The sequence below is a fragment of the Pseudomonas sp. R84 genome, from assembly GCF_009834515.1.
Lineage (GTDB): Bacteria > Pseudomonadota > Gammaproteobacteria > Pseudomonadales > Pseudomonadaceae > Aquipseudomonas.
This window is the reverse complement of sequence record NZ_CP019426.1, coordinates 2,279,605-2,305,056: the sequence shown is the minus strand read 5'-3', so window position 1 is coordinate 2,305,056 and position 25,452 is coordinate 2,279,605. Positions and strand designations below refer to the sequence as shown.

20 protein-coding genes and 4 tRNA genes are annotated in these 25,452 nt (G+C 60.2%); 1 reads left to right on the top strand and 23 read right to left on the bottom strand.

Annotation, left to right across the window (positions count from 1 at the left end; genetic code table 11):
* Nucleotides 1-105: 105 nt before the first annotated feature.
* Nucleotides 106-182, bottom strand: a tRNA-Val gene (locus tag PspR84_RS10265).
* 183 nt (nt 183-365) lie between these two features.
* Between PspR84_RS10265 and PspR84_RS10260 the strand changes: the two genes are divergently transcribed.
* The gene (locus PspR84_RS10260; RefSeq protein WP_160057158.1) at nt 366-1,649 is read left to right on the top strand and encodes an FAD-binding oxidoreductase; all 1,284 of its coding nucleotides are present in this window, start codon (nt 366-368) and stop codon (nt 1,647-1,649) included.
* A gap of 43 nt (nt 1,650-1,692) precedes the next feature.
* Here the strand turns inward: PspR84_RS10260 and PspR84_RS10255 are convergent, their stop codons facing one another.
* The 22 genes from PspR84_RS10255 to leuD all read right to left on the bottom strand — a co-directional run bounded on the left by PspR84_RS10255 (nt 1,693) and on the right by leuD (nt 25,447).
* Nucleotides 1,693-2,664 (bottom strand): XdhC family protein, encoded by a 972-nt coding sequence (locus PspR84_RS10255; protein WP_160057157.1) that lies wholly within the window; start codon nt 2,662-2,664, stop codon nt 1,693-1,695.
* 1 nt (nt 2,665) lies between these two features.
* On the bottom strand, nt 2,666-3,901 hold the full coding sequence (locus PspR84_RS10250; protein WP_160057156.1) for a cytochrome c: 1,236 nt from the start codon (nt 3,899-3,901) through the stop codon (nt 2,666-2,668).
* A gap of 2 nt (nt 3,902-3,903) precedes the next feature.
* Nucleotides 3,904-4,443, bottom strand: coding sequence for a (2Fe-2S)-binding protein (locus PspR84_RS10245; protein WP_160057155.1), 540 nt, complete (start codon nt 4,441-4,443; stop codon nt 3,904-3,906).
* Nucleotides 4,436-7,267 carry a xanthine dehydrogenase family protein molybdopterin-binding subunit gene (locus PspR84_RS10240; protein WP_160057154.1) on the bottom strand — a complete coding sequence of 944 codons (2,832 nt, stop codon included), beginning with the start codon at nt 7,265-7,267 and terminating at the stop codon, nt 4,436-4,438. Before PspR84_RS10240 ends, PspR84_RS10245 begins: the two co-directional genes overlap by 8 nt.
* Nucleotides 7,268-7,770: 503 nt before the next feature.
* Nucleotides 7,771-7,847: transfer RNA gene (locus PspR84_RS10235), tRNA-Asp, on the bottom strand.
* Nucleotides 7,848-7,940: 93 nt separating this feature from the next.
* A tRNA-Asp gene (locus PspR84_RS10230) sits at nt 7,941-8,017 on the bottom strand.
* A gap of 56 nt (nt 8,018-8,073) precedes the next feature.
* A tRNA-Val gene (locus tag PspR84_RS10225) sits at nt 8,074-8,149 on the bottom strand.
* A 216-nt stretch (nt 8,150-8,365) separates the two neighbouring features.
* Entirely contained in the window at nt 8,366-9,142 is a 777-nt protein-coding gene (locus PspR84_RS10220) for an SDR family oxidoreductase (protein ID WP_008083223.1), read from the bottom strand.
* Nucleotides 9,139-10,350, bottom strand: a complete 1,212-nt coding sequence (locus PspR84_RS10215) for an O-succinylhomoserine sulfhydrylase (protein WP_160057153.1) — start codon at nt 10,348-10,350, stop codon at nt 9,139-9,141. Before PspR84_RS10215 ends, PspR84_RS10220 begins: the two co-directional genes overlap by 4 nt.
* A gap of 73 nt (nt 10,351-10,423) precedes the next feature.
* A complete protein-coding gene (purF, locus tag PspR84_RS10210; protein WP_007913462.1) occupies nt 10,424-11,929 on the bottom strand; it encodes an amidophosphoribosyltransferase in 1,506 nt (501 codons plus the stop codon).
* A gap of 41 nt (nt 11,930-11,970) precedes the next feature.
* Nucleotides 11,971-12,531, bottom strand: coding sequence for a CvpA family protein (locus PspR84_RS10205; protein WP_007913461.1), 561 nt, complete (start codon nt 12,529-12,531; stop codon nt 11,971-11,973).
* A gap of 98 nt (nt 12,532-12,629) precedes the next feature.
* A complete protein-coding gene (locus tag PspR84_RS10200; protein ID WP_160057152.1) occupies nt 12,630-13,271 on the bottom strand; it encodes an SPOR domain-containing protein in 642 nt (213 codons plus the stop codon).
* Nucleotides 13,255-14,562 (bottom strand): bifunctional tetrahydrofolate synthase/dihydrofolate synthase, encoded by a 1,308-nt coding sequence (folC, locus tag PspR84_RS10195; protein WP_160057151.1) that lies wholly within the window; start codon nt 14,560-14,562, stop codon nt 13,255-13,257. Before folC ends, PspR84_RS10200 begins: the two co-directional genes overlap by 17 nt.
* Nucleotides 14,559-15,479 carry an acetyl-CoA carboxylase, carboxyltransferase subunit beta gene (gene accD / locus PspR84_RS10190; RefSeq protein ID WP_007913458.1) on the bottom strand — a complete coding sequence of 307 codons (921 nt, stop codon included), beginning with the start codon at nt 15,477-15,479 and terminating at the stop codon, nt 14,559-14,561. Before accD ends, folC begins: the two co-directional genes overlap by 4 nt.
* Before the next feature lie 204 nt (nt 15,480-15,683).
* A complete protein-coding gene (locus tag PspR84_RS10185; protein WP_160057150.1) occupies nt 15,684-16,310 on the bottom strand; it encodes a phosphoribosylanthranilate isomerase in 627 nt (208 codons plus the stop codon).
* 65 nt (nt 16,311-16,375) lie between these two features.
* The gene (gene truA / locus PspR84_RS10180; RefSeq protein WP_174244500.1) at nt 16,376-17,200 is read right to left on the bottom strand and encodes a tRNA pseudouridine(38-40) synthase TruA; all 825 of its coding nucleotides are present in this window, start codon (nt 17,198-17,200) and stop codon (nt 16,376-16,378) included.
* Nucleotides 17,201-17,469: 269 nt separating this feature from the next.
* Nucleotides 17,470-20,112, bottom strand: coding sequence for a FimV/HubP family polar landmark protein (locus PspR84_RS10175; protein WP_160057148.1), 2,643 nt, complete (start codon nt 20,110-20,112; stop codon nt 17,470-17,472).
* A gap of 208 nt (nt 20,113-20,320) precedes the next feature.
* Nucleotides 20,321-21,331 (bottom strand): aspartate-semialdehyde dehydrogenase, encoded by a 1,011-nt coding sequence (locus tag PspR84_RS10170; RefSeq protein ID WP_160057147.1) that lies wholly within the window; start codon nt 21,329-21,331, stop codon nt 20,321-20,323.
* 250 nt (nt 21,332-21,581) lie between these two features.
* Nucleotides 21,582-22,694 carry an aspartate-semialdehyde dehydrogenase gene (gene asd / locus PspR84_RS10165; RefSeq protein WP_007913448.1) on the bottom strand — a complete coding sequence of 371 codons (1,113 nt, stop codon included), beginning with the start codon at nt 22,692-22,694 and terminating at the stop codon, nt 21,582-21,584.
* A 66-nt stretch (nt 22,695-22,760) separates the two neighbouring features.
* Nucleotides 22,761-23,843, bottom strand: a complete 1,083-nt coding sequence (leuB, locus tag PspR84_RS10160; protein WP_160057146.1) for a 3-isopropylmalate dehydrogenase — start codon at nt 23,841-23,843, stop codon at nt 22,761-22,763.
* Between the two features lie 54 nt (nt 23,844-23,897).
* The gene (locus PspR84_RS10155) at nt 23,898-24,665 is read right to left on the bottom strand and encodes a class I SAM-dependent methyltransferase (RefSeq protein ID WP_160057145.1); all 768 of its coding nucleotides are present in this window, start codon (nt 24,663-24,665) and stop codon (nt 23,898-23,900) included.
* Between the two features lie 137 nt (nt 24,666-24,802).
* Nucleotides 24,803-25,447 (bottom strand): 3-isopropylmalate dehydratase small subunit, encoded by a 645-nt coding sequence (leuD, locus tag PspR84_RS10150; protein WP_007913445.1) that lies wholly within the window; start codon nt 25,445-25,447, stop codon nt 24,803-24,805.
* Between the last annotated feature and the right edge of the window lie 5 nt (nt 25,448-25,452).

Here is a 25,452-nt window from a genome sequence, read left to right as displayed (position 1 = left end):
GCACTCTACGGAGGGTTTTGCAAAAGTTTTGCAAATCGCAGACAACAAAAAAGGGCCCACCTTTCGGTGAGCCCTTCCAGACCGCCCAGCAGAGCGGATTTTGTTTGGTAGGCGCGATTGGACTCGAACCAACGACCCCCACCATGTCAAGGTGGTGCTCTAACCAACTGAGCTACGTGCCTGCTGTGAGGCGGCATTCTACGGAATTCCGGAGGGGTGTCAACACCTTTTTTTCACCTAACCCTATGAATATGCAAAATATTTAATTTCGGGTCGTTGGCGAAGATTTTCCGGTGGCTAGCGGAGGTTTTTCAACTCGGGTAGGATCGACGCACTCGTAAAATATATTAAACAGAGGCTGCAGGATGGCGAACACCCTTTACCCAGAGTCCTATTACGCTGCGTCGGCCAATGCCGTACCGCCCCGCCCTGCCTTGCAGGATGATGTGGAGACGGACGTCTGTGTGATCGGCGCCGGGTATACCGGATTGTCGTCTGCCCTGTTTCTGCTGGAAAACGGTTTTCGCGTCACCGTGCTGGAAGCGGCCAAGATCGGTTTCGGCGCTTCCGGGCGTAATGGCGGGCAGATCGTCAACAGTTATAGCCGTGACATCGATGTGATCGAACGCAGTGTCGGCCCGAATCAGGCGCAACTACTCGGACATATGGCGTTCGAGGGCGGCCGGATCATTCGCGAGCGTGTGGCCAAGTACAACATCCAGTGCGACCTGAAGGACGGCGGCGTGTTCGCCGCGCTGACGGCCAAGCAGATGGGCCACCTGGAATCGCAGAAGCGCCTCTGGGAGCGCTTCGGCCATACACAACTGGAATTGCTCGATCAACGCCGCATCCGCGAAGTGGTTGCCTGCGATCAGTACGTCGGCGGCATGCTTGATATGAGCGGCGGGCACATCCATCCACTGAACCTCGCGCTTGGCGAAGCGGCGGCGATTGAATCCCTCGGCGGCACTATCTATGAACAATCGCCTGCCGTGCGCATCGAGCGCGGCGCCAACCCGGTGGTGCATACACCGCAAGGCAAGGTCAGGGCGAAATTCATCATCGTCGCGGGCAACGCCTACCTCGGCAATCTGGTGCCGGAACTGGCGGCCAAATCGATGCCATGCGGCACGCAAGTGATCACCACCGAACCGCTAGGTGATGAACTGGCGAAAGCGCTGCTGCCGCAGGATTACTGTGTCGAGGACTGTAACTACCTGCTCGACTACTACCGACTGACCGGCGACAAGCGCCTGATCTTCGGCGGCGGCGTGGTGTATGGCGCGCGTGATCCGGCGAACATCGAAGCGATCATTCGCCCGAAGATGCTCAAGGCTTTCCCGCAACTCAAGGATGTGAAGATTGATTACGCTTGGACAGGAAATTTTCTGCTGACCCTGTCGCGTTTGCCGCAAGTCGGCCGTTTGGGCGACAACATCTATTACTCGCAGGGTTGCAGCGGCCATGGTGTGACTTACACGCATCTGGCAGGCAAGGTGCTGGCTGAGGCGCTGCGCGGTCAGGCTGAGCGCTTCGATGCGTTTGCCGACTTGCCACACTACCCGTTCCCCGGCGGGCAACTGTTGCGCACGCCGTTTGCCGCACTGGGTGCGTGGTATTACGGGCTACGCGATAAATTCGGGATGTAAAAAAAGGGCCGCTGGTCGCGGCCCTTTTTATTAAATACAGCACTCAGAGCTGATCCCGAGCAATCCCGCTGCGGATGCGCAGGATATCGGCCAGCACCGCCAAAGCAATTTCCGCCGGGGTCTTGCTGCCGAGGTTCAGACCGATCGGCGCATGAATCCGCGCCAGCTCCGCCTCGCCCAAGCCACCAATACGACGCAACCGCTCGAAGCGCTTCTGCGACGTCTGCTGCGACCCCATCACGCCGATGTAGAACGCTTCGGTGCGCACTGCTTCCATCATCGCCAGGTCGTCGATACGCGGATCATGCGTCAGCGCCACCACCGCCGTATCACGATGACAGCCACCATCAGCAATAAACACCGACGGCAATTGCCGACGAATTTCCACGCCATCCAGCACCACGCCTTCAAGCACCTCGTCACGCGGATCGCAGAGAATCACCTCAAAACCCAATCCAACGGCAAACTCGGCACACGCCTGCGCCACGCTGGAGTAGCCGGCGAGCAACAGACGCTGTGCCGCGCCGACACGGATGCGCACCCGATCAATCTCACGCTCGATCCGCGCACCCTGCTCGCGATCAGCGAACAAACTGCGCGCACCGCTGACCAGATCGACCTCGCGAATCAAGCGACGCTGACCGAGCAGCGCCGATTCCAATTCACGCAGATGCGCCTGCACCTCGCAGTCAGCGTCAAATTTCTCAACCAGCACGTCGAGAATGCCGCCACAAGGCAGGCTGACTCGCGAACGCGGATCGTCGCCTTCCCCGTAACGCACGACGTTGACCGCATCGAGAAACGCACCTTCGGCGACGCGCTCCAAGAAATCTTCCTCGACGCAACCGCCGGACAGCGAGCCGATCCACTGTCCGCCATCGTTCACCGCCAGCAGCGAACCCGGCGCACGCGGTGCCGAACCGTAAGTGGTGAGCACGGTGCAGAGCCAGATGCGCTGCCCCGCCACCGACCACTCCAGCGCTCGCCGCACCACTTGTAGATCGAGATGCTGCATGTCAGTGCGCCTTGTGCTCGATGGACGGTGCGTCGGCTTGCAGCTTCTGCACCTCACTCACCGCCAACTCAGCGGACTGACCACCCCAACCTTGACGCAGATAGTTGAGCAGATCCGTCAGCTGTTCAGGACTGAGCTTGTCGGCGAAACCCGGCATCGGTTGCATATGCTCGAAGCCGGAGAACTTCTGTTCGCCAATACCATCTTCGATCACCCGCAACAGGTTACGTGGGTCTTCCAGGCGCAGCGTAGTGTTGCCGCGCATGGCCACCGCGATGTGCGGCTTGCCTTCGCCACCAACCGCATGGCAACCGGCGCAAACGTTGAGGTATTCCTGACGACCGCGCTGGGCACTGGCGCTGAGCTTCTCGACTGGCACTTCAACCAGCGTTTTGGCTGCAGGAGGTTGGTCGCCGAGCAGGAACGTCGCCATCGCTGCCAGATCCGCATCGCTCAGGCCCTGGGTGCTGTTGTGGAACACCGGGAACATCTCATTGAACATCGTCCCCTGCGCACTCATGCCGTGCTTGAGGAACGTGCTCAGATCCTGCTCATTCCAGCCGCGCGCAGCCAGATCAGTGGCCAGCAGACTCGGCGCCAGATAACCATTGAGGATGCCGCCGGTCAGGCGTTTATCCAACTGCATCGCGCCCGGCAGGCCGCGTGGCGTGTGGCATTCGCCGCAGTGGCCGAGCACCTCGACCATGTACTGGCCGCGCGTCCAGGCCTCACTTTTACCTTCGGCTGGCTCCAGTTTCAGGGCTTTGCCGTACATCATGTTCCAGCCCATCAGGCCCAGACGCACGTTGAACGGAAAGCTCAGGCTGGTAACCGGCGCTGCGCGCTCGATTGGCTCGATGGTTTTCAGGTACGCATGAATCGCATCCGAATCTGCACGCGGCATCAAGTGATACGAGGTGTACGGCATCGCCGGATACAGGTTCGCGCCATCGCGGCGTTTGCCTTCGGTCAGCGCAGCGAAGAACTCGTCATCGTTGTACAGACCGATGCCGTGCTCCTTGCTCGGGGTGATGTTGGTGCCATAGATCGTTCCGAATGGCGAGACGATCGGCAGGCCGCCGGCAAACGGCGCGCCACCCGCTGCGGTGTGGCAAGCCATGCAGTCAGCGGCGCGAGCGAGGTATTCGCCGCGTTTGACCTGATCATCGGCGTGGGCAAACAACACCGGCGCGGCGAGGCCGACCGCCAGGGTCAGGCGGGTCAGAAAAAGCTTCATGCTTAACCCTCCTTGACCAGGCCGAGATCGGTCAGCACGTTGCGGGTCGCGTTGTAATAACGCACGTACCCGGTGCAACGGCAGACGTGATGCCCGAGGCTGTCCTCGATGACTTGTTCGAGCTTGCTTTGCACGGTCGGCTGACGCTGCAGCTTTTCAACCAGCACGGTCGCAGCGTTGACGAAGCCCGGCGCGCAGTAACTGCACTGGAAGGCGAACTCATCAACGAAGCGCTGCTGGATCGGGTTCAGTTCGGTGACCTGGCCCGCCTCATCACGCTTGGCGTGAGCTTCGATGGTGCGGACTTTCTTGCCTTCGAAGTAATGCGCGCCGGTGATGCAGGTGCGCACTTCTTCGCTGGTGCCGTCCGGGTTGTCGACGATCACCACACAGGCGTGGCAGATGCCCTGGCCGCAGCCCAGACGCGAGCCGGTGAGGTTTTTGTATTCGTGCAGGTAGTCGATCATCGGCAGGTCATCAGGGATGTCCACCGGGCCGACGGATTGACCATTGAGGGTCAGTTGAAGCGGACGGTTAGCCATTGAGGGCCTCCTTGATGCGCGCAGCAGTGATTGGCAGATCGCGAACACGTTTACCGATGGCGTGGGCCACGGCGTTACCGATGGCACCGACAATCGGGATCATCACCACTTCGGCGATGCCTTTGGACGGATCACTTGGCGACAGCGCCGGCAGAATCTCCGACGTCTGTTTCCACACGGCAACGTGACGTGCCATCGGCAGACGGTAACGGTTGAAGTTCCAGTCACCCTCCCCCGGCCCGCCTTCATACAGCGGCATCTCTTCCATCAAAGCGTGGCCGATGCCCATGGCAATACCGCCTTCGAGCTGGCCCTTGACCAATTCTTCCACCAACACACGACCGCACTCGACCCACGAATGGTGGTTGAGCACTTCGACTTCAGCAGAACCCTTGTTGACCTTCAGCTCGACCAGCGTGGCGACCGGGCTGTAGTAAGTCACGGCAGCGTTGTTCAGCTGAACAACCGGATAATTGATGTTCTGGCGGTCCAACAGATGGAAACCAGACGTGGTCATCAACGCTTTCTTCGCCTTCGGCGCACCATCGCCATACTTCACTGCCAGACCATCCAGCGGCAGACGCTCGCGCACGCCGTCGATGCTGTATTCAGCTTCTGCCCAGCTCCAGCGGTTGAATGCGTGAACGGTGGCGCCGGTCACCAGACCACGCTCGTGAGCGTGTTTGGCCAGCTCTTCGAAGGTCAACGGCTGCATGCCGTTGGCCGTGAGTTTGCCGTTGACCCAATGCGCATCTTCGCGACGCACGACGTAGGGGTTGGCTTGACCGCCGTAAGGACCCTGACGCCAGATCTCCATTGCCGCCGGCCACAAACCGTTGTTGAACAGCACGCGCGCTGCTTCACGGGTAGCGTGACTGAAGTAGTAAGCCGAGTTGGTCGCCGACGAGGCCGAAGCCAGTTTGCCGACCCAACGCGGGTTGCGCAGCAGGTTGTCCTGCTCGGCCTGACTCATGATGTAAGGATTGCCGCTGGTGATCAGCTGCATTTCCTTCCACTCGGTTTCGCCGGTTTTCACTTCGTGCGCCGGGCTGCCGAGGAAGTCGGCCACGACCAAGGCTTGCGAGGTGGACATGCCGGTGCCGATCTCAATGCCGATATGGCGCAGAGTAATGCGACCGTCAGCGGTGAATTCGATGCTGGCCATCGGCGCTTCGGAACCGGTGCCGAAGTCTTTCTGGCAAATGGCAAAACCAACGCCGTACCAGTTGTCCGGGTCGGCAGCTTCGCGCTGTTTCTTGATCGCGTCGCGGTTTTTCCAGACCTCGTGCACCGAGGCCTTGTCGAGAATTTCATGCAGGCGCAAAGCACCGGCGGGGATCGCGCCCTGGGTGTTTTTCATGCCCGAACGCAGGGCGTTCTTGCGACGCAGGTCGATGGCATCGACACCGAGGCGATTGGCGATTTCGTCGACCATCATTTCGGTCGCCGCCATGCTCTGCAGGGTGCCGTAACCACGCATCGAACCGGCCTCGACACCACGCGAGTGGTAGGCGGTGACCTGCAGGTCATTCTGCGGCATGTAGTAGATCGACTGCGCCGCCGTGGCACCAACCGCCGCTACCGATGGGCTGTAGTTGACCCGGCCGCCACCGTCGACGCTCATGTCAGCGCGGAAAATCTTGAAGCTGTAGTCGTTCTTGTCCACGGCCAATTGGTAGCGGATGTCGAACGGGTGACGCTTGATGCCGCTCTGGAACTGCTCATAGCGGTCGTTAGCCAAGCGCACAGGCACACCGGTGCCGTACAACGCGGCGAGGGCTGCGTAGTAAACGAAGATGTTGTGGTCTTTGGAACCGTAACCCACGGTGTAACCCGGGTGCATGTTCAGGTTGTCGAGGCCGAAGCGCGACGGCGCGATCATTTTCGCGGTCTCGGTCGCAGCTTCCAATGGGCACTGGGTGGCCACGACGAAGTGCAGGGTTTTGGTTTTCGGGTCGTACCAGCCATTGCCGTTGTCCGGCTCCATCGCGGCCGGTTCGATCGACGGGGTTTTGTAGCGCTCGTCGAACACCAGCCAGTTGTCCGGCGGGGTGTCGATCTCTTTCTTCATGCGGTCGGCGTAGAACAGGCCGCGCTCGGTCAGGTTGCCATGCAGATTGGGCTGAGAATTCCACACTGGACGACGGTTTTTCAGCATCGGAAAGAGGATCGAGTCCTTGAGGCTGGCGAATTCATCTTCGTCGGCCGAGGTCGCGCCGCCCACACGTACGTAGCGGAAGCTGCCATAAGGGTCGCCTTCGTAGAACGGCACTTTCGCACCGTAACGAATCGCTTTGTCATTGAATTTGAGTTTGTTCTTGGCCTGACGGAAACGCTCGAAATCGTTCCAGATCAGGATCGCTACCGGGTGACCGATGAACATCGGCACCTTGCCTTCCGGCAGCAACGGATCCGGGGCGTGCTCCTCCGGGAAGACGATGCCGTCCTTGTCCAGGTCAGCCGCGGTGACGATGCGGTCCGGCTGCAAATCGGCGCCGAGCCACGACAGGTCGTAACCGGCGTAGATGCGGTCAGCCTTGATGGTTTTCAGCAGCATGGCGTGGCCTTGCTGTTCAGGCCAGCCCGGCATGTCCTTGGAGCGGATGTCGCGGGCGAAGACCTTGCTGCCGCAGACTTTGGACAGTGCATCGTTACGCTGACGCGCCTTGCCGTTATTGCCGAGCCATTTTTCGGACGGCACGGTGACAGTGTTTTCCATCAAGGCAGCCAGCGCCTGGGTGCTGAGCGGCGTGAGCGTGACGCTCACACCCGCCACCAGCCCGCCCTGGAGGAACGAGCGCCGGGATATATCACGGTTGGACATGGATCATCCTCTGGGCGGTTATGTGTCCGCCCTTCTGGTTATCTACTGGGGAATCTCGAGTCTTGCAGAAGCCCTTTCTGGCGAAACAAAGGGCGTGTTGACAGTGCAAAGCTGACCGAAAGGTTAACTTTAAAGGTTTCTGCGCTCGCAGCAAACAACCAGTTACAAAAATTTGACTAAAGAATCAAAAAATCAATGCGACGTGGCACCGCATCTAGACCGCAGAGATAACTGGGCATGCCCATGTGGGAGCGAGCTTGCTCGCGAAAGCGTTGTGCCAGCCGATGCAAATTTTGAATATGCCGAAGCCTTCGCGAGCAAGCTCGCTCCCACAGGGATTTGTGTAGGGCACAGGATGGAGGGGATAGAAGGAAAAAGAGGAAAAGCCAAATTTCAGACACAAAAAACCCCGGTCTTTCGACCAGGGTCTTTGCTATCGATTCCGAATCAACCAAGGGTTGCTTTCGGTGCTTCAAGGCGTTCAGTGGTCCTTGAAGCAGATATGGCGCAGCGGACGGGACTCGAACCCGCGACCCCCGGCGTGACAGGCCGGTATTCTAACCGACTGAACTACCGCTGCGTATCGCTTTGAGCTTGCGCTCAAGTAACTCGTTTTGACTGCAAGCTTCGGTGCTTTGCAATCGCGAACCAGACAAGCCTGATTCGTAAAATATGGCGCAGCGGACGGGACTCGAACCCGCGACCCCCGGCGTGACAGGCCGGTATTCTAACCGACTGAACTACCGCTGCGCGTCGGTGCAGGCACTTTCAGCCTACGCTCTTGCTTACGCAAGTTTCTCGGGGAGTGGTGGGTGATGACGGGATCGAACCGCCGACATTCTGCTTGTAAGGCAGACGCTCTCCCAGCTGAGCTAATCACCCGTTTGCATCTCCGAGGCCGCGAAATTTACGCAGGTAGCGAACCTAAGTCAATAGCAGGATTGAAGTTTTTCTTAAAAAGACGAAATTGTTTCCATCCTGCAAGACCGCCTTCGCGAGCAAGCTCGCTCCCACAGGGGGTATGCATTCCAAATGTGGGAGCGAGCCTGCTCGCGAAGGCGTCAGTTCATCCAACGCAAATTCAGAGAAAAAGGCGATCTACTCGCTATAGATCATCTTTTTCGTCATACCGCCATCGACGACGAATTCCTGCCCAGTGACAAACCCGGCATTCCTCGACAGCAACCAGGCGACCATGGCCGCCACATCTTCAACCGTCCCTACCCTGCCCGCCGGATGCTGAGCATGATCGGCATCGGCCAAAGGCTCGGCCCGACGCGCAGAGGGATCCCGCGCATCGATCCAGCCCGGGCTGACTGCGTTGACGCGAATCTCCGGCCCGAGGCTGATGGCCAGCGCATGCGTCAGCGCCAACAAGCCGCCCTTACTCGCCGCATACGCCTCGGAGTCCGCCTCCGACTGCCGCGCACGGGTCGAGGCCAGGTTGACGATCGAACCGTTGTGCGCGCGCAGATACGGCGCACAGTGCTTAGCCAGTAACATCGGCCCGCTGAGATTCACCGCCAACACACGATTCCAGTACGCCAGATCGAGGCTTTCCAGGGTGATGTTGTGCGGATCGGCGACCGCCGCGTTGCACACCAGCGCATCGAGGCGACCAAACTGCCCCAGCACTTCGGCAACGCCGAGCGCGACCTGGCCCTCATCGGCGACGTCCATGGCGATGAACCAGGCGTTTTCGCCCAGCACCTTCGCCACTTTCGAACCGCGCGCACGATCCAGATCAGTCAGCACCACTTGCCAGCCTTCGCTGATCAGCCATGCCGCGATCCCCAGACCGATACCGCGCGCGGCTCCCGTGACCAGCGCAACGCGGCCATGGGTACCCGCTGTCGGCGTAGACAACTCGATCACAACGCTGCCAGACCGCGCGCCAGATCGGCCTGCAGGTCCGCCACATCTTCCAGACCGACCGCAATGCGGATCAGGCTGTCACGGATGCCTGCCGCTTCACGCTCCTGCGGCGCCAGACGGCCGTGGGAGGTGGTGCTCGGGTGCGTGATGGTGGTTTTGCTGTCACCGAGGTTGGCAGTGATCGAAATCAACCGGGTGGCATCGATAAAGCGCCACGCGCCCTCTTTGCCGCCCTTGACCTCGAAACTCACTACCGCACCGAAGCCCTTCTGCTGACGCTGGGCCAGTTCGTGCTGCGGATGGCTCTTGAGACCGGCGTAATGCACCTTCTCGATGCCGTCCTGCTGCTCCAGCCATTCGGCCAGCTCCTGCGCGTTGGCGCAGTGCGCCTTCATCCGCAGGTTCAGGGTTTCCAGACCTTTGAGGAAGATCCACGCATTGAACGGGCTCAAGGTCGGCCCGGCGGTGCGCAGGAAGCCGACGATCTCTTTCATCTGCTCACTGCGACCGGCAACCACGCCGCCCATGCAACGGCCCTGACCGTCGATAAACTTGGTCGCCGAGTGCACAACGATATCTGCGCCCATTTTCAGCGGCTGCTGCAACGCTGGCGTGCAGAAGCAGTTATCGACCACCAGCATCGCGCCTTTGGCGTGAGCGATTTCCGCCAGTGCGGCAATGTCGACCAGTTCAGCCAGAGGGTTGGATGGCGATTCGACGAAAAGCAGCTTGGTGTTCGACTTGATCGCTGCATCCCAGGCCGACAGATCAGCCAACGGGACGTAATCGACTTCAACGCCAAAACGCTTGAAGTACTTCTCGAACAGGCTGATGGTCGAACCGAATACGCTGCGCGAAACCAGTACGTGATCACCGGCACTGCACAGGCTCATCACCACTGCCATGATCGCGGCCATGCCGGTTGCGGTGGCAACGGCCTGCTCGGCGCTTTCCAGCGCGGCAATGCGCTCTTCGAACGCGCGCACGGTCGGGTTGGTGTAACGCGAGTAAACGTTGCCCGGCACTTCGCCGGCAAACCGCGCGGCTGCGTCGGCAGCGGTGCGGAACACGTAGCTGGAGGTGAAGAACATCGGATCACCGTGCTCGCCTTCCGGCGTACGGTGCTGACCGGCACGTACGGCCAGGGTGTCGAACGCTACGCCTTCGAGGTCGCTATCCAGCCGACCGGCATCCCATTCCTGACTCATGCTGTCACTCCTTGCCCTGTTCGCGAAAATTGAAAGTCAGATACAAAACCGGCCCCTCAGGGCCGGTGATAACTCAGTTGTTGTACAGATCGATGATCGCACTGACCGCTTGGGTCTTGATCTTCGAGGAGTCGTTACGCGCCTGTTCGATCTTGTTCAGGTACGCCTCGTCGACGTCGCCGGTGACGTACTTGCCGTCGAACACCGCGCAATCGAAGTTCTCGATCTTGATCTTGCCGCCACCGACCGCCTCGATCAAGTCAGGCAGGTCCTGATAGATCAGCCAATCAGCGCCGATCAGATCCGCCACGTCCTGAGTCGAACGATTGTGCGCGATCAGTTCGTGGGCGCTTGGCATGTCGATGCCATACACGTTCGGGAAGCGTACCGCTGGGGCTGCCGAGCAGAAGTAGACGTTTTTCGCGCCGGCTTCGCGGGCCATCTGGATGATCTGCTTGCAGGTGGTGCCGCGCACGATCGAGTCATCGACCAGCATCACGTTCTTGCCGCGGAATTCCAGCTCGATGGCGTTGAGTTTCTGGCGCACCGACTTCTTGCGAGCTGCTTGGCCCGGCATGATGAAGGTGCGACCGATGTAACGGTTCTTGACGAAACCTTCGCGGAATTTCACACCCAAGTGGTTGGCCAGCTCCAGTGCCGCAGTGCGGCTGGTGTCCGGAATCGGGATAACCACGTCGATGTCGTGCTCTGGACGCTCGCGCAGGATCTTCTCGGCGAGCTTCTCGCCCATGCGCAGACGGGCCTTATAGACCGACACGCCGTCGATGATCGAATCCGGACGCGCCAGGTAGACGTGCTCGAAGATGCACGGTGTCAGGGACGGGTTGGTCGCGCACTGACGGGTGTGCAGCTTGCCGTCTTCAGTGATATAGACCGCTTCGCCCGGGGCCAGGTCGCGAATCAGGGTAAAACCGAGCACGTCCAGCGAAACGCTTTCCGAGGCGATCATGTACTCGACGCCTTCGTCGGTATGACGCTGGCCAAACACGATCGGGCGGATGCCGTGCGGGTCACGGAAACCGACGATGCCGTAACCGGTCACCATCGCCACAACGGCGTAACCACCAACACAACGGTTGTGCACGTCGGTCACGGCGGCAAACACGTCTTCTTCAGTCGGTTGCAGCTTGCCGCGCTGGGCCAGTTCGTGAGCGAACACGTTAAGCAGCACTTCCGAGTCGGAACTGGTGTTGACGTGACGCAGATCGGATTCGTAGATCTCTTTGGCCAACTGTTCAACGTTGGTCAGGTTACCGTTGTGCGCCAGCGTAATGCCGTAAGGCGAGTTGACGTAAAACGGTTGGGCTTCGGCCGAAGTCGAGCTGCCCGCGGTCGGGTAACGAACGTGGCCGATACCCATGTGGCCGACCAGACGCTGCATGTGACGCTGCTGAAACACGTCACGCACCAGGCCATTGTCCTTGCGCAGGAACAACCGGCCATCATGGCTGGTCACGATACCGGCAGCGTCCTGGCCGCGGTGCTGGAGCACGGTTAGCGCGTCATACAGCGCCTGATTGACGTTCGACTTACCGACGATACCGACGATGCCACACATGCGACGCAACCCCTACTTAATGGATCTGAACTGAACAACACTCACTGGGGCGTTTTCGCCGACGGCAAGAGTTGCTCCTTGAACGGAATATCAGCGGGTACGCTGATTCCGCTGGCAAGCCACTGACTGCTCCACCCGAGAATCAGGTTTTTGGACCAATCAGCGACCAATAGAAATTTTGGTACGAGCTGTGATTCTTTCCACCACCCGTCTTGCTGTACCGGCCCCAGACTCAACAGCCCGACCGCCACGACCACCAGCAACACGCCACGCGCTGCGCCGAAGGCCATGCCGAGGAATCGATCGGTCCCGGACAACCCGGTGACGCGAACCAACTCGCCGATAAGATAATTGATCATTGCGCCCACGATCAGCGTGGCGACAAACATGATGGCACAGCCCGCGATCACGCGAGCCGATGGGGTTTCGATGTATCCGGCGAGGTACTCGGACAATGAGCCACCGAACATCCAGGCGACGACTCCTGCGATGATCCAGGTCACCAGCGATAATGCTTCCTTGACGAAGCCGCGGCTCAAACTGATCAAAGCGGAGATGGCGATGATTGCAACGATCGCCCAGTCAACCCAGGTAAATGGCACAGTGCAGCCTACAGACGGATAAGGCGGCGCATTTTAGCAGAGCGCATGCCTCTCGGTAAGCTGCGATTGTCAGTGCATTTCAATCGGCGCGATAGTTTTTAGCCGCGCTCAGGCTGGAAGCGCACGACAAACCCTTTGAGGTTCTGCTGACGACCCAACAGATCACGTAGACGATCAGCCTCGGCACGCTCGATCAGCGGACCGACAAACACCCGATTCTTGCCATCGGCGGAGCGGATGTAAGCGTTATAGCCCTGACTGCGCAGGGTCTTCTGCAGGCTTTCGGCGCTGGCACGACTCGACAGACTGGCCAGTTGCACCGACCAGCTCACCGACAGACCGTTGGCATCGACGCGGCTTTGCGTCGTGTCAGGCTTACTCGATGCAGAGGTAATCGGCTGGGCAGGCGCAGGAATCGGCTTGGCCACCGCCGGCGGCGCAACAGGCTTGGTAATCATAATGGGAGCCGCCGGCGCAGGCGCAACAGGTGCAGTATCTTCTGCGACTTCTTCATCCGTCGGCACCGGTTCTTGCGGCAAGGCTTGCGGCTCGGGAACAGCCACGGTTTCCATTTGCACTTGCGGCACGACAGGTACTTGTGGTGCGGCGGGCGATTCGACAGTTACCTGACGCTGCTCGTCCTGACGGGAAAACAGCATTGGCAGGAAGATCACCGCCAGCGCGACCAGCACCAAAGCGCCAACCATGCGCTGCTTGTACGCTTTATCCAGCAAAGCCATTTGCCGCTTCCTCCGTGGAGCGCCGGGCCAGCCATTCAAGGGCCTCGGCGACACAATAAAATGATCCGAACAACAGAATCTCGTCGTCACTGGTTGCCACGGCGCACTGCCCTTCCAGCGCGGACGCGACACTGTCGTAAGACGTGACCGCAGCGCCAAGGTTCTGCAATGCAGCGCTTAATTCAGCCACTGGACGTGTGCGCGGTGAATCCAGCGGTGCAACGGCCCAATGCTCGACACTAGCATTCAATTCGCTGACAACACCATCCAGATCCTTGTCGGCCAACAGGCCGAATACCGCCAAGCGCTTGCCGACCGGTGACTGCGAGGCCAGACGACGGGCCAGATACTCGGCAGCATGCGGGTTGTGACCAACATCGAGCAACAGATTCAGGCGCTTGCCGTTCCACTCGAACGCGCGGCGATCCAGTCGCCCGACCACGCGAGTGGCCCGCAACGCAGCGACGATCTGCTGGGCATTCCATGGCAAACCGAGCAGCAAATACGCCTGCAACGCCAGCGCGGCGTTTTCCATCGGCAGATCGAGCAGCGGCAAGTCGCGCAACTCGACAACCTGACCTTGCGCATCAGTGCCGCGCCATTGCCAGTGCTGATCAGTGATACCGAGGTCGAAATCACGCCCACGCAGGAAGAACGGACATGCCAGTTCACGCGCCTTGTCGAGCAGTGGTTGCGGTGGATTGAGGTCTCCACACAGAGCAGGCTTGCCCTGGCGGAAGATCCCGGCCTTTTCGAAGGCCACAGATTCGCGGGTGTCGCCCAGATAATCGGCGTGATCGACGCCAATGCTGGTGACCAGTGCGATATCGGCATCGACCACGTTGACCGTGTCCAGACGCCCGCCCAGCCCGACTTCCAGCACCACCGCATCCAGCCCGGCCTGCTGAAACAGCCAGAACGCCGCGAGGGTGCCCATTTCGAAGTAAGTCAGGGAAGTGTCGCCGCGCCCGGCCTCGACTGCTGAAAAGGCTTCGCACAGTTGCGCGTCAGTGGCTTCGACGCCATTGAGCTGCACCCGCTCGTTGTAACGCAGCAGGTGCGGAGAATTGTAGACACCAACGCTCAGGCCCTGCGCCCGCAGCAATGAAGCCACGAAAGCGCAGGTGGAACCCTTGCCGTTGGTGCCGGTGACCGTGATCACCCGAGGCGCCGGCTGGCCCAGCCCCATACGGGACGCTACCTGTTGTGAACGTTCCAGACCCATGTCGATGGCCGACGGATGCAACTGCTCAAGGTAGGCGAGCCATTCGCCAAGGGTGCGCTCGGTCATAGGCCAGCAGGTACCGGTGGAACCACGATCGGCTCGATTGGCGCGGCGACGAATTTCGGCGTCGGCTTGCCAGTCATTTGTGCCAGCAGGTTACCCAGACGCGGGCGCAGTTCCTGACGGTGGATGATCATGTCGATCGCGCCGTGCTCCAGCAGGAACTCGCTGCGCTGGAAGCCTTCCGGCAGTTTTTCACGCACGGTTTGTTCGATAACGCGCGGACCGGCGAAGCCGATCAGGGCTTTCGGCTCACCGACGATGACGTCGCCGAGCATCGCCAGACTCGCCGAAACACCGCCGTAGACCGGGTCGGTCAGTACGGAGATGAACGGAATGCCTTCTTCACGCAGACGCGCCAGCACAGCCGAAGTCTTGGCCATCTGCATCAGCGAGATCAGCGCTTCCTGCATGCGCGCACCACCGGAGGCGGCGAAGCAGATCATCGGGCAGCGGTTTTCCAGCGCGTAGTTGGCGGCGCGCACGAAGCGCTCACCGACGATGGCACCCATGGAACCGCCCATGAAGGCGAATTCAAAAGCCGAGACCACCACTGGCATGCCCAGCAAGGTGCCGCTGACGGAGATCAGCGCATCTTTTTCGCCGGTCTGCTTCTGTGCGGCGGTCAGACGATCCTTGTACTTCTTGCCGTCGCGGAATTTCAGACGGTCAACCGGTTCCAGATCGGCGCCCAGTTCGTTGCGACCTTCGGCATCGAGGAAGATGTCGATTCGCGCACGTGCGCCGATGCGCATGTGGTGGTTGCATTTAGGGCAAACGTCCAGGGTCTTTTCCAGCTCTGGACGATACAACACCGCCTCGCAAGACGGGCATTTGTGCCACAGACCTTCAGGGACCGAGCTCTTCTTGACCTCGGAACGCATGATCGAAGGGATCAGTTTGTCTACTAACCAGTTGCTCATGCTTTCTTTCTCCAGTACCGGCGGCCCGAACGCTCTGGTTCGCAGCCCCGCGTATGCCCTTCAGCTAAATTCATGTGTGTGGCGATGGTTGGTGGACAGCCACGGTCAGCGCGAAACATGACCTGCGTGCGATCCAGAAACCCTCAGCCGCGCCTGCTTTGTGCAAGTGCATTGATGGACGGCGGCAGACTGCCAGCCGTCACATCAATATGGCGCTTTGCGTACCGCGTTGATGAACGCCCGAACCTTTGCGTGATCCTTGATGCCTTTGCTCGCCTCTACCCCGCCGCTGACATCCACCGCGTAGGGTTTTACCCGAGCCACGGCCTCTGCGACGTTCTCTGGGGTTAAACCACCCGCCAGAATCAATGGCTTGCTCAACCCCTGCGGAATCAAAGACCAGTCGAACGCCTCACCGGTTCCGCCGGGCACGCCTTCAACGTAGGTATCGAGCAGAACACCGCTGGCGCCGGGATAAGCGTCAACGGCAGCCGCTATGTCATCACCGGCCTTGACCCGCAACGCCTTGATATACGGACGATGCCAGCCTTCACAATCTTCAGCGGCTTCATCGCCATGGAACTGCAACAGATCCAGCGGCACGGCATCGAGGATTTCCCCCAACTCGCAGCGACTGGCGTTGACGAACAGGCCAACGGTGGTCACGAACGGCGGCAATGCCTGAATAATCGCCCGCGCCTGCTGCACGGTGACCGCACGCGGACTCTTGGCATAGAACACGAACCCGATCGCATCTGCCCCGGCCTCAACGGCGGCCAGCGCATCTTCTATGCGGGTAATCCCGCAGATCTTGCTGCGAACGGCTGACATATCGAGAAAAACTCCGAGGCAAAATCCGGGAAAGTCCCGGATGGTAACAAAAGCGTTCGAGGGCGTCAGCCGTCAAGTTCGGAGAAACCCGTAAGGAAATGTGGCCCGATAAAACGCTCGGGCAACGGGAATTCGTCGTGGTACTCGACCTGCACCAGATACAGACCGTACGGATGCGCCGTAACGCCACCGGAACGGCGCTCGCGGCTTTCCAGCACTTCCTTCATCCACTCCACCGGGCGCTCACCGGCACCAATGGTCATCAGCACGCCGGCGATATTGCGCACCATGTGATGCAGGAACGCGTTGGCGCGTATATCGAGCACGATCATCTTGCCGTGACGGGTCACGCGCAGGTGATGCATTTTTTTGATCGGCGACTTGGCTTGGCACTGGCCGGCGCGGAACGCACTGAAATCGTGGGTGCCAATCAGGTACTGCGCGGCCTCGGCCATGCGCTCGACGTCCAGCGGACGGTGGTTCCAGGTGATTTCTTCGTTGAGATGCGCCGGGCGAATCTGATCGTTGTAGATCACATAGCGATAACGCCGCGCGATAGCTTTGAACCGCGCGTGAAAATGCGCCGGCATCACCCGCGCCCAACTGACGCTGATGTCATGGGGCAGATTGATATTGGCGCCCATGACCCAGGCTTTCAGTGAACGATCGACCGTCGTATCGAAATGCACCACTTGTCCGCAAGCATGCACGCCCGCGTCGGTGCGACCAGCGCACTGTAGCGAAACCGGCGAATTGGCGACTTTCGACAGGGCTTTTTCGAGTTCTTCCTGCACCGTCGCCACACCCGCCAATTGACGCTGCCAGCCGCTGTAGCGCGAGCCTTTGTACTCAACGCCCAGCGCGACGCGGTAAAAGCCGTCGGGGGCCATTTCGGCGACCGGGTTATCTATGTTTGCCAAGGTGGGACAGCCTGCTGTTTGTGCAAAGGCGGGCATTATAAGGCGGCGGTTCAGGGATACCAGAGTTCTCTATCAGCAGTGCCGCCCTCTTCGCGAGCAGGCTCGCTCCCACAGGGGAATGCATTTCAAAGGTGGGAGCGAGCCTGCTCGCGAAGACGGCAAATCAGACAACCCATAATCCAACCGAAACAAAAACGGCAGCCTCACCGGGCTGCCGTTTTCGTTTACCGCTGGACTTACTACAGGCTCGAGAGCATGTCCTTGGCCTCGCCACGCTGCTTCTCGTCACCCTCGGTCAACACTTCGTTGAGGATGTCGCGCGCACCGTCGCTGTCGCCCATGTCGATGTAGGCCTGAGCCAGATCGAGCTTGGTCGCCGCTTCATCGGTGCCAGCGAGGAAGTCGAAATCATCCTCGCCAAGATCATCACCCTTCATTGCATCGGCTTCAGTGAAGGTCGGCTCTGCAATGCTTTGCGACAGACGATCCAGCTCGGCGTTGACGTCGTCCAGTTCAGCAGCGAACGCATCAGGCTCGGCCGCTGGGTTGCTGTCCATTTCATCGGCCAGCGACAGATCGAAATCGGCCGGCAGCTCCAGATCATCCTGCGGCACATCGGCCACCACCGGCGCCTCGACCGGCGGCAGATCCTTCACGCCTTCGTCCAGATCCAGCAGGAAGTCATCGTCCGCCAGATCAACCGCAGGAGCCGCCGGCTCGGCACCGAGGTCCAGATCGAGGTCGAAGTCCGACAGATCATCCAGGTTCTCTTTGATATCGGTCTGCTGTTGCAGCACCGACTCAAAGCTCAGGTCGTCGTCCGCCGGAAATTCGTCCAGCTCGACCGGTGCTTCAGGCTCAACCACCGGCGCAGGCTCTACCGGCGTGATGTTGTCGAGATCGTCCAGGCTCAGATCAAACGCGCTGTCGAGGTCGTCTTCCACTGGCGCTGGCGCAGGTGCTTCTGGCTCATCCAGCAGCAGATCCTTGACGTATTGCGCGTCCAGTTCGGCAGCCACGGCGGCAGCGGCCAGACCACTGGCAGCAACGACGGCCATGGCCGGGAAGCGGCTTTTCAGCTCTTCGACCTTGGCGAAGTTGTCGCCATTGGCCACCAGTTGACGCTCCTGACCGACGAAGGCATCGCGGTCGCCCTGCTGACCGTAAACTTCCATCAGCTTCAGACGCAGGTCACTGCGCTGCGGCTCCAGGCTGACGCCCTCTTCGAGCAGCGCGGCTGCCTGATTCAGGCGACCGGCGTTGATGTGCGATTGCGCCTTGTCGAGCACGTCGTCCGAACGTTCGGCGGCCGGCGCCACCAGTGGCGCAGCAATCGGTTCGGCCATCACTATCGGGGCGACTACCGGAGCCACTACGGGGGCCGGAGCAGGTGCCGGAGTGTTGAGCTTGACGCTCGCCGCAGGAGTTTCCAGACCTTCGAAGCTGCTTTCCGGCAGATCCTGCTCGGCGGAGAACTCTTGCTCTTCCGACAAGGCACGGGCCATGCGCAGATGTTTCTCGGCTTCCTGCTGAGCTTTGCGGCGACGCGCCAGCAGCAACAGCAGGAGCAGCAGAACGACTGCGCCACCACCGATCAGCCCCAGCAGAATCGGGTTGGTCAGCAGATCGTTGAAGGTTTTCTCTTCATCGACAGGCGGCTTCGGTGCGACCACTGGCTCAACTGGCGTTTCAGCCGGTGGTGCAATCGCGGACTCTGGCGTCGGCGCCGCTTCTGCCGGGGTGGCCGGCGGGGTGGCAGCCAGTTCAGCCGTGATTGCAGGCACCGTCGGTGCAGCAGCGTTTGCGGCTGGCGCAGCGCCCGCCCCTTCGGCCTGCAGTTTCGCCAGCTGATTGTTTTTCAGCTCGATCAGTTTTTGCAGCTTGTCCATCTGGCTTTGCAGATCGGACACGCGGCTTTTCAGTTCCTCATTGTCACGACGGGTCGTGTCGAGGCTTTCCTGAGTGACCGCGAGCTTGTTGCTCAGCGCCTTGGCGTCACCCGCCGGGCCCTTGCCGCGCGCCTTGGCGCTTTCAGCGGAGACCAGACTCAGATTGTCTTGGGCATTCTGTGCACCAGCGGTATTGCCGCGACCACGGTTGGTCGCATCGAGCTGCTGCTGACCAGTGCCCGGTTTGGCCACATAACGACGGCCCTGACGCCAGGCTTCGTTCTGCGCCGCCACTTCGGCAATCGCTTTCGATTGTGGCAACGCAGTGCTTTGCACCGAATCCGGCAGGCGCAGCACTTGACCGGTTTTCAGGCGGTTGATGTTGCCGCCGATGAACGCATCCGGGTTCAGCGCTTGAATGGCCAGCATGGTCTGCTGCACCGAACCGCCGGTACGCGCCTTCGCGGCGATTTCCCACAGGGTATCGCGCGGCGTGGTGGTGTACTGCGTCGGGTGCGTGGCGCCAGTAGTCGGCGCAGCAACGGTCTGCGACGGCGCCGGTTGCGCGGCGGCGTCAGCGGTCTGCGGCGAGAACTTCGACGGATCGAGCAGCACACTGTAGTCGCGCAGCAGACGGCCGTTCGGCCACATCACCTGCACGAGGAATTTCACCATCGGTTCCGACAGCGGCTTGCTCGACGTCACGCGCAGCACGCTTTTGCCGCTGGCGTTGAGCACCGGAGTGAAAGTCAGGTCATTGAGGAAGGCCTGGCGATCGACGCCGGCCTTGGCAAAATCTTCAGGTGAAGCCAGGCTCGGCACCACTTCGGCAGCGGTGAGATCCTTGACGTCGAGCAGCTCGATTTCAGCCACCAGCGGCTGGTTCAGGGTCGACTTCAGGGTCAGCTCCCCGAGCCCGAGGGCATGCGCCATACCGGAGGACAGCGCCGAGGCGGCCGCTATTGCTAACACCAGTTTGCGAACTTGAACCATAGCCTCATCCTTTGTTTGAACGTTCCTCGGCCAGCGAGAAGATGTTGAATACCGCTGCCGTAAGGCATTGCGCGCGACGACGACAGATGTCGCGCGCGATCATTTCTTTGATGCCCCGGAATGTCCCGGAGGGTGACACGTTATCGATCAATCTGGGCAAGCATAGCGCTCACCTAGAATCAGTCGACAAATTGTTGCCAAGTATCTTTTACAGCAGGTCTTTTATCAACAATTCAGCCACCTGCACAGCGTTAAGGGCCGCGCCTTTGCGTACGTTATCTGACGTCAGCCACAGATTTAGTTCCGCCGGGTCGTCGACACCACTGCGCACGCGACCGACATAGACAACATCCTGCCCTACCGCGTCACCGACTGCAGTCGGGTAATCACCGGCTTCGACCAGCTCGATACCCGGCGCATCTTCGAGTGCAGCGTTGACTTTCGCCAGGTCGACAGCCGACGTTGACTGCAAGGTCACGCTAAAGCTATCGCCAAAAAACACCGGGGCTTGAACGCAAGTTGCGGAAATCTTTAATAAAGGCTTGGCCAGCACCTGACGCAACTCGCGCACCAGACGTTTTTCCAGCAGCGTATGGCCCTGCGCGTCGGGCGTGCCGACCTGAGCCAGCAAGTTGAACGCCATCTGCCGATCAAAGAAAGTCGGCTCCAGCGGGCGCATGTTCAACAGCTCGGCGGTCTGCCGCGCCAGCTCGGAAACGGCTTCGCGACCCTGGGCGGAAACGGCCAGATTGGCGGTGACATTGACGTATTGCAGGTCAATGAGATCGAGCAGCGGCGCCAGTACCACGGCCAGCGAAGTAGCCGACGGGCTCGGGCTGCTGACCTGGAACGGTGCTTTCAAACCAGCGAGCACTTCGGCGTTGGCTTCCGGTACCACTTGCGGCGCTTGATCGGCCGGCAAGGCGCCGGACAGGTCGATCAGCGAGCAGCCGGCAGCGTGGGCACGGGCGGCGTAACTCAGGGTAATGGCCGGGCCGGCGGCGAAGAACACCAGTTTGACCTTGCTGAAATCGAACTCGTCGACTTCGCGAACGCGCACGTTCTTGTTGCGGTACAGCACCGAGCTGCCGGCGGATTCGCTGCTCGCCAGCAGGTGCAGGGTGCCGACCGGGAAGCTGCGCTCTTCGAGAATCTGTACGAGGGTTTCGCCGACAGTACCGGTGGCGCCGATCACGGCAATATCTAGGGTCTGGGTCATGGTGCGAGCCTCTGGCGAAACGGGGGGAGCGGCACTTTACCGGGTGACTGGCGCACAGGCAATTTCTGCCGGGATTTGCGGTGTCTGGACCGGCCTCTTCGCGAGCAGGCTCGCTCCCACATTTGAAATGCATTCCCCCTGTGGGAGCGAGCCTGCTCGCGAAGGGGCCAGACTAGGCAACCGAGAAATCCAAGGCATAAAAAAACCCGCACCTCTCACAAGGCACGGGCTCTTTCATTGCCGCAAACGATCAACGCTCAAGCAAAATCCGCAGCATGCGACGCAGCGGTTCGGCCGCACCCCACAGCAGTTGGTCGCCGACGGTGAAAGCACCGACGAATTGCGAACCCATGTTCAGCTTGCGCAGACGACCCACCGGAACATTCAGGGTGCCGGTGACCTTGGTCGGACTCAGCTCCTGCATGCTGATTTCGCGCTGGTTCGGGACCAGCTTGACCCAAGGGTTGTGCTGGCTGATCAGCCCTTCGATATCGGCGATCGGTACGTCTTTGTTCAGCTTGATGGTCAGCGCCTGGCTGTGGCAGCGCATGGCGCCGATGCGCACGCAGATGCCGTCGACCGGGATCGGGCTCTTGAAGCGACCGAGAATCTTGTTGGTCTCGGCCTGAGCTTTCCACTCTTCGCGGCTCTGGCCGTTCGGCAGTTCCTTGTCGATCCACGGGATCAGGCTGCCGGCCAGCGGCACACCGAAGTTTTCGGTCGGGTACGCTTCGCTGCGCATGGCATCCGCTACGCGACGGTCGATGTCGAGGATCGCGCTGGCAGGATCGGCCAGTTGATCGGCGACAGCGGCGTGGGTTGCGCCCATTTGCTTGATCAGTTCACGCATGTTCTGCGCGCCGGCACCGGAGGCCGCCTGATAGGTCATGGCGCTCATCCACTCGACCAGACCGGCTTCGAACAGACCGCCCAGGCCCATCAGCATCAGGCTGACGGTGCAGTTGCCGCCGATGTAGTTCTTGGTGCCCGCGTCGAGCTGCTGGTCGATGACCTTGCGGTTGACGGGATCGAGAATGATCACCGCGTCATCGTTCATGCGCAGGCTCGAGGCCGCGTCGATCCAGTAACCCTGCCAGCCGGCTTCGCGCAGTTTCGGGAACACTTCGCTGGTGTAGTCGCCGCCCTGGCAGGTCAGAATCACGTCGAGGGTCTTCAGCTCATCAATGCTGTAAGCATCCTTGAGCGGAGCAATGTCCTTGCCCACGGACGGGCCTTGGCCACCGACGTTGGACGTGGTGAAAAACACCGGCTCGATTAGATCGAAATCCTGCTCTTCCAGCATCCGCTGCATGAGCACGGAACCGACCATCCCGCGCCAACCGATCAGACCTACACGTTTCATCGCAACTACACCTTCTTGAAAAGTGGGCCGCTGCTTTGTATTGAATTTCGCAGCGGGCCCGAGAGATTACAGATTCCGCAGCGCGGCGACTACTGCGTCGCCCATTTCCTGCGTACCGACTTTGCTGCAACCGGCCGAATAGATGTCGCCAGTGCGCAGGCCTTGATCCAGCACGACGCTGACGGCTTTCTCGATGGCATCAGCCGCGTCATGCAGATTGAAGCTGTAACGCAGCATCATCGACACCGACAAAATGGTTGCCAGCGGGTTGGCAATGCCTTTACCGGCGATGTCCGGAGCGGAACCGTGGCAAGGCTCGTACATGCCCTTGTTGTTGGAATCCAGCGAGGCCGACGGCAGCATGCCGATGGAACCGGTGAGCATCGACGCTTCGTCGGACAGAATGTCGCCGAACATGTTGTCGGTGACGATCACGTCGAACTGCTTCGGCGCGCGCACCAGTTGCATCGCGGCGTTGTCGACGTACATGTGGCTGAGTTCGACTTCTGGATAGTCTTTCGCTACTTCTTCAACAATTTCACGCCACAGTTGGCTGGACGCCAGCACGTTGGCTTTGTCCACCGAGCAGAGTTTCTTGCCGCGAACCATGGCCATGTCGAAACCGACGCGGGCGATGCGGCGGATTTCGCTTTCGCTGTAAGGCAGCGTGTCGTAGGACTGACGCTCGCCGTTATCCAGAGTGCGGGTGCCGCGCGGCGCGCCGAAGTAGATGCCGCCGGTCAGCTCACGGACGATCAGGATGTCCAGACCAGCGACGATTTCCGGCTTAAGGCTCGAAGCGTCGGCCAGTTGCGGGTACAGGATCGCCGGACGCAGGTTGCCGAACAGGCCCAGTTGCGCACGGATTTTCAGCAGACCACGCTCAGGGCGGATGTCACGCTCGATGGTGTCCCATTTCGGACCACCCACAGCGCCCAGCAGCACAGCATCGGCAGCACGAGCGCGGTCGAGGGTTTCGTCGGCCAGCGGCACGCCGTGCTTGTCGATGGCGGCGCCACCGATCACGTCATGACTCAGCTCGAAACCCAGGCTGTACTTGTCGTTGGCAAGTGTAAGAACCTTGACCGCTTCGGCCATGATTTCCGGACCAATACCGTCACCTGGGAGAATCAGAATCTGCTTGCTCATGCTTTCCTCGTGTCTTCAGTCGGTGCGCCATATTAGACGCGCCCGGAAAAATTCTTATCGCTCGGCCATCAGCACGATGACATCTGTACTGAACGAGCCGTCGGCATCAATCTCGAAATATTCGCGCACTTCGTGGCCCATCGACTGCTGCAACTGGCGGATCGCGGCGCGCATCACTTCCGGTGTGCGCATGCGTTCAACCCAACTGGTGTATTCCAGACGCAGGCGCTGACGGGTGGTGCTGCGCACGTGCAAACCGGCCTCGCTGACCTGACGCAGCCATTCGGCGGCGGAATAATCGCGCACGTGGCTGGTGTCGCGCAGCACTTCGACGCTTTGCAGGTAAGTGTCGAACAATGGGCTGCCCGGTGACAACACGTCAACGAACGCCGCCACACCGCCCGGCTTCAGCACCCGGCGCACTTCACGCAGGGCCACGCCGAGATCGCTCCAGTGATGCGCCGAATAACGGCTGAACACGAAGTCGAACTCGCCATCGGCAAACGGCAGACGCTCGGCGGCGCCGTTGACCGTGGCAATGTTGCTCATCCCCCGATCAACGGCAGCGGCGGCGACCACGTCGAGCATTTGCTGCGACAGGTCGTAGGCGACCACTTCCGCGACCAGCGGTGCGACGTGGAAACTGACGTGACCGGCGCCGCACCCCAAATCCAGTACCCGGGCGTTGCCCTGCCCGGCCAGCTCAGCCTGTAGCAGTGCGAATTCGCTGCCCTGCGCGTGAACAGCGCTGCTCAGGTAGGCGGCGGCCTGCTCACCGAATTGCTTTTGTACGACCTGAGTGTGCTGGGCGGTGCTGGTCATGGTCACATCCTGATATTTGTGTTGTTCGAGCTGCCGTCTTCGCGAGCAAGCTCGCTCCCACACTTGAAATGCATTCCCTGTGGGAGCGAACTTGCTCGCGAAGAGGCCAGCCTGAACTGCATCAATTCAAAACTTGCTTACGCGTCGCGGAACAACCACGGCTGGCTCACACGATGCTTGGCCTCAAACGTCGCAATCGCATCACCGTCCTGCAAGGTCAAACCGATATCGTCCAGACCGTTCAACAAGCAATGCTTGCGGAACGCATCGATTTCAAAGCTATACACCTTGCCATCCGGACGCGTCACAGTCTGCGCTTGCAGATCGACCTGCAATTGATAGCCCGGCTCGGCCTCAACCTGCTTAAACAATTCATCCACTTCAGCATCGCTCAAGATGATTGGCAGCAAGCCGTTCTTGAAGCTGTTGTTGAAGAAAATGTCGGCGTAGCTCGGCGCGATGATGCTGCGGAAACCGTATTCTTCCAGCGCCCACGGCGCGTGTTCACGGCTGGAGCCGCAACCGAAGTTCTCGCGAGCGAGCAAGACGCTGGCGCCTTGATAACGCTCGGCGTTGAGGACGAAGTCCTTGTTCAGCGGACGCTTGGAATTGTCCTGATACGGTTGCCCGACATCCAGGTAACGCCACTCGTCGAACAGATTCGGACCGAAACCGGTGCGCTTGATCGACTTCAAGAACTGCTTTGGAATGATCTGATCGGTGTCGACGTTGGCACGATCCAAAGGCGCGACAAGACCAGTGTGCTGAGTAAAAGCTTTCATGCTGC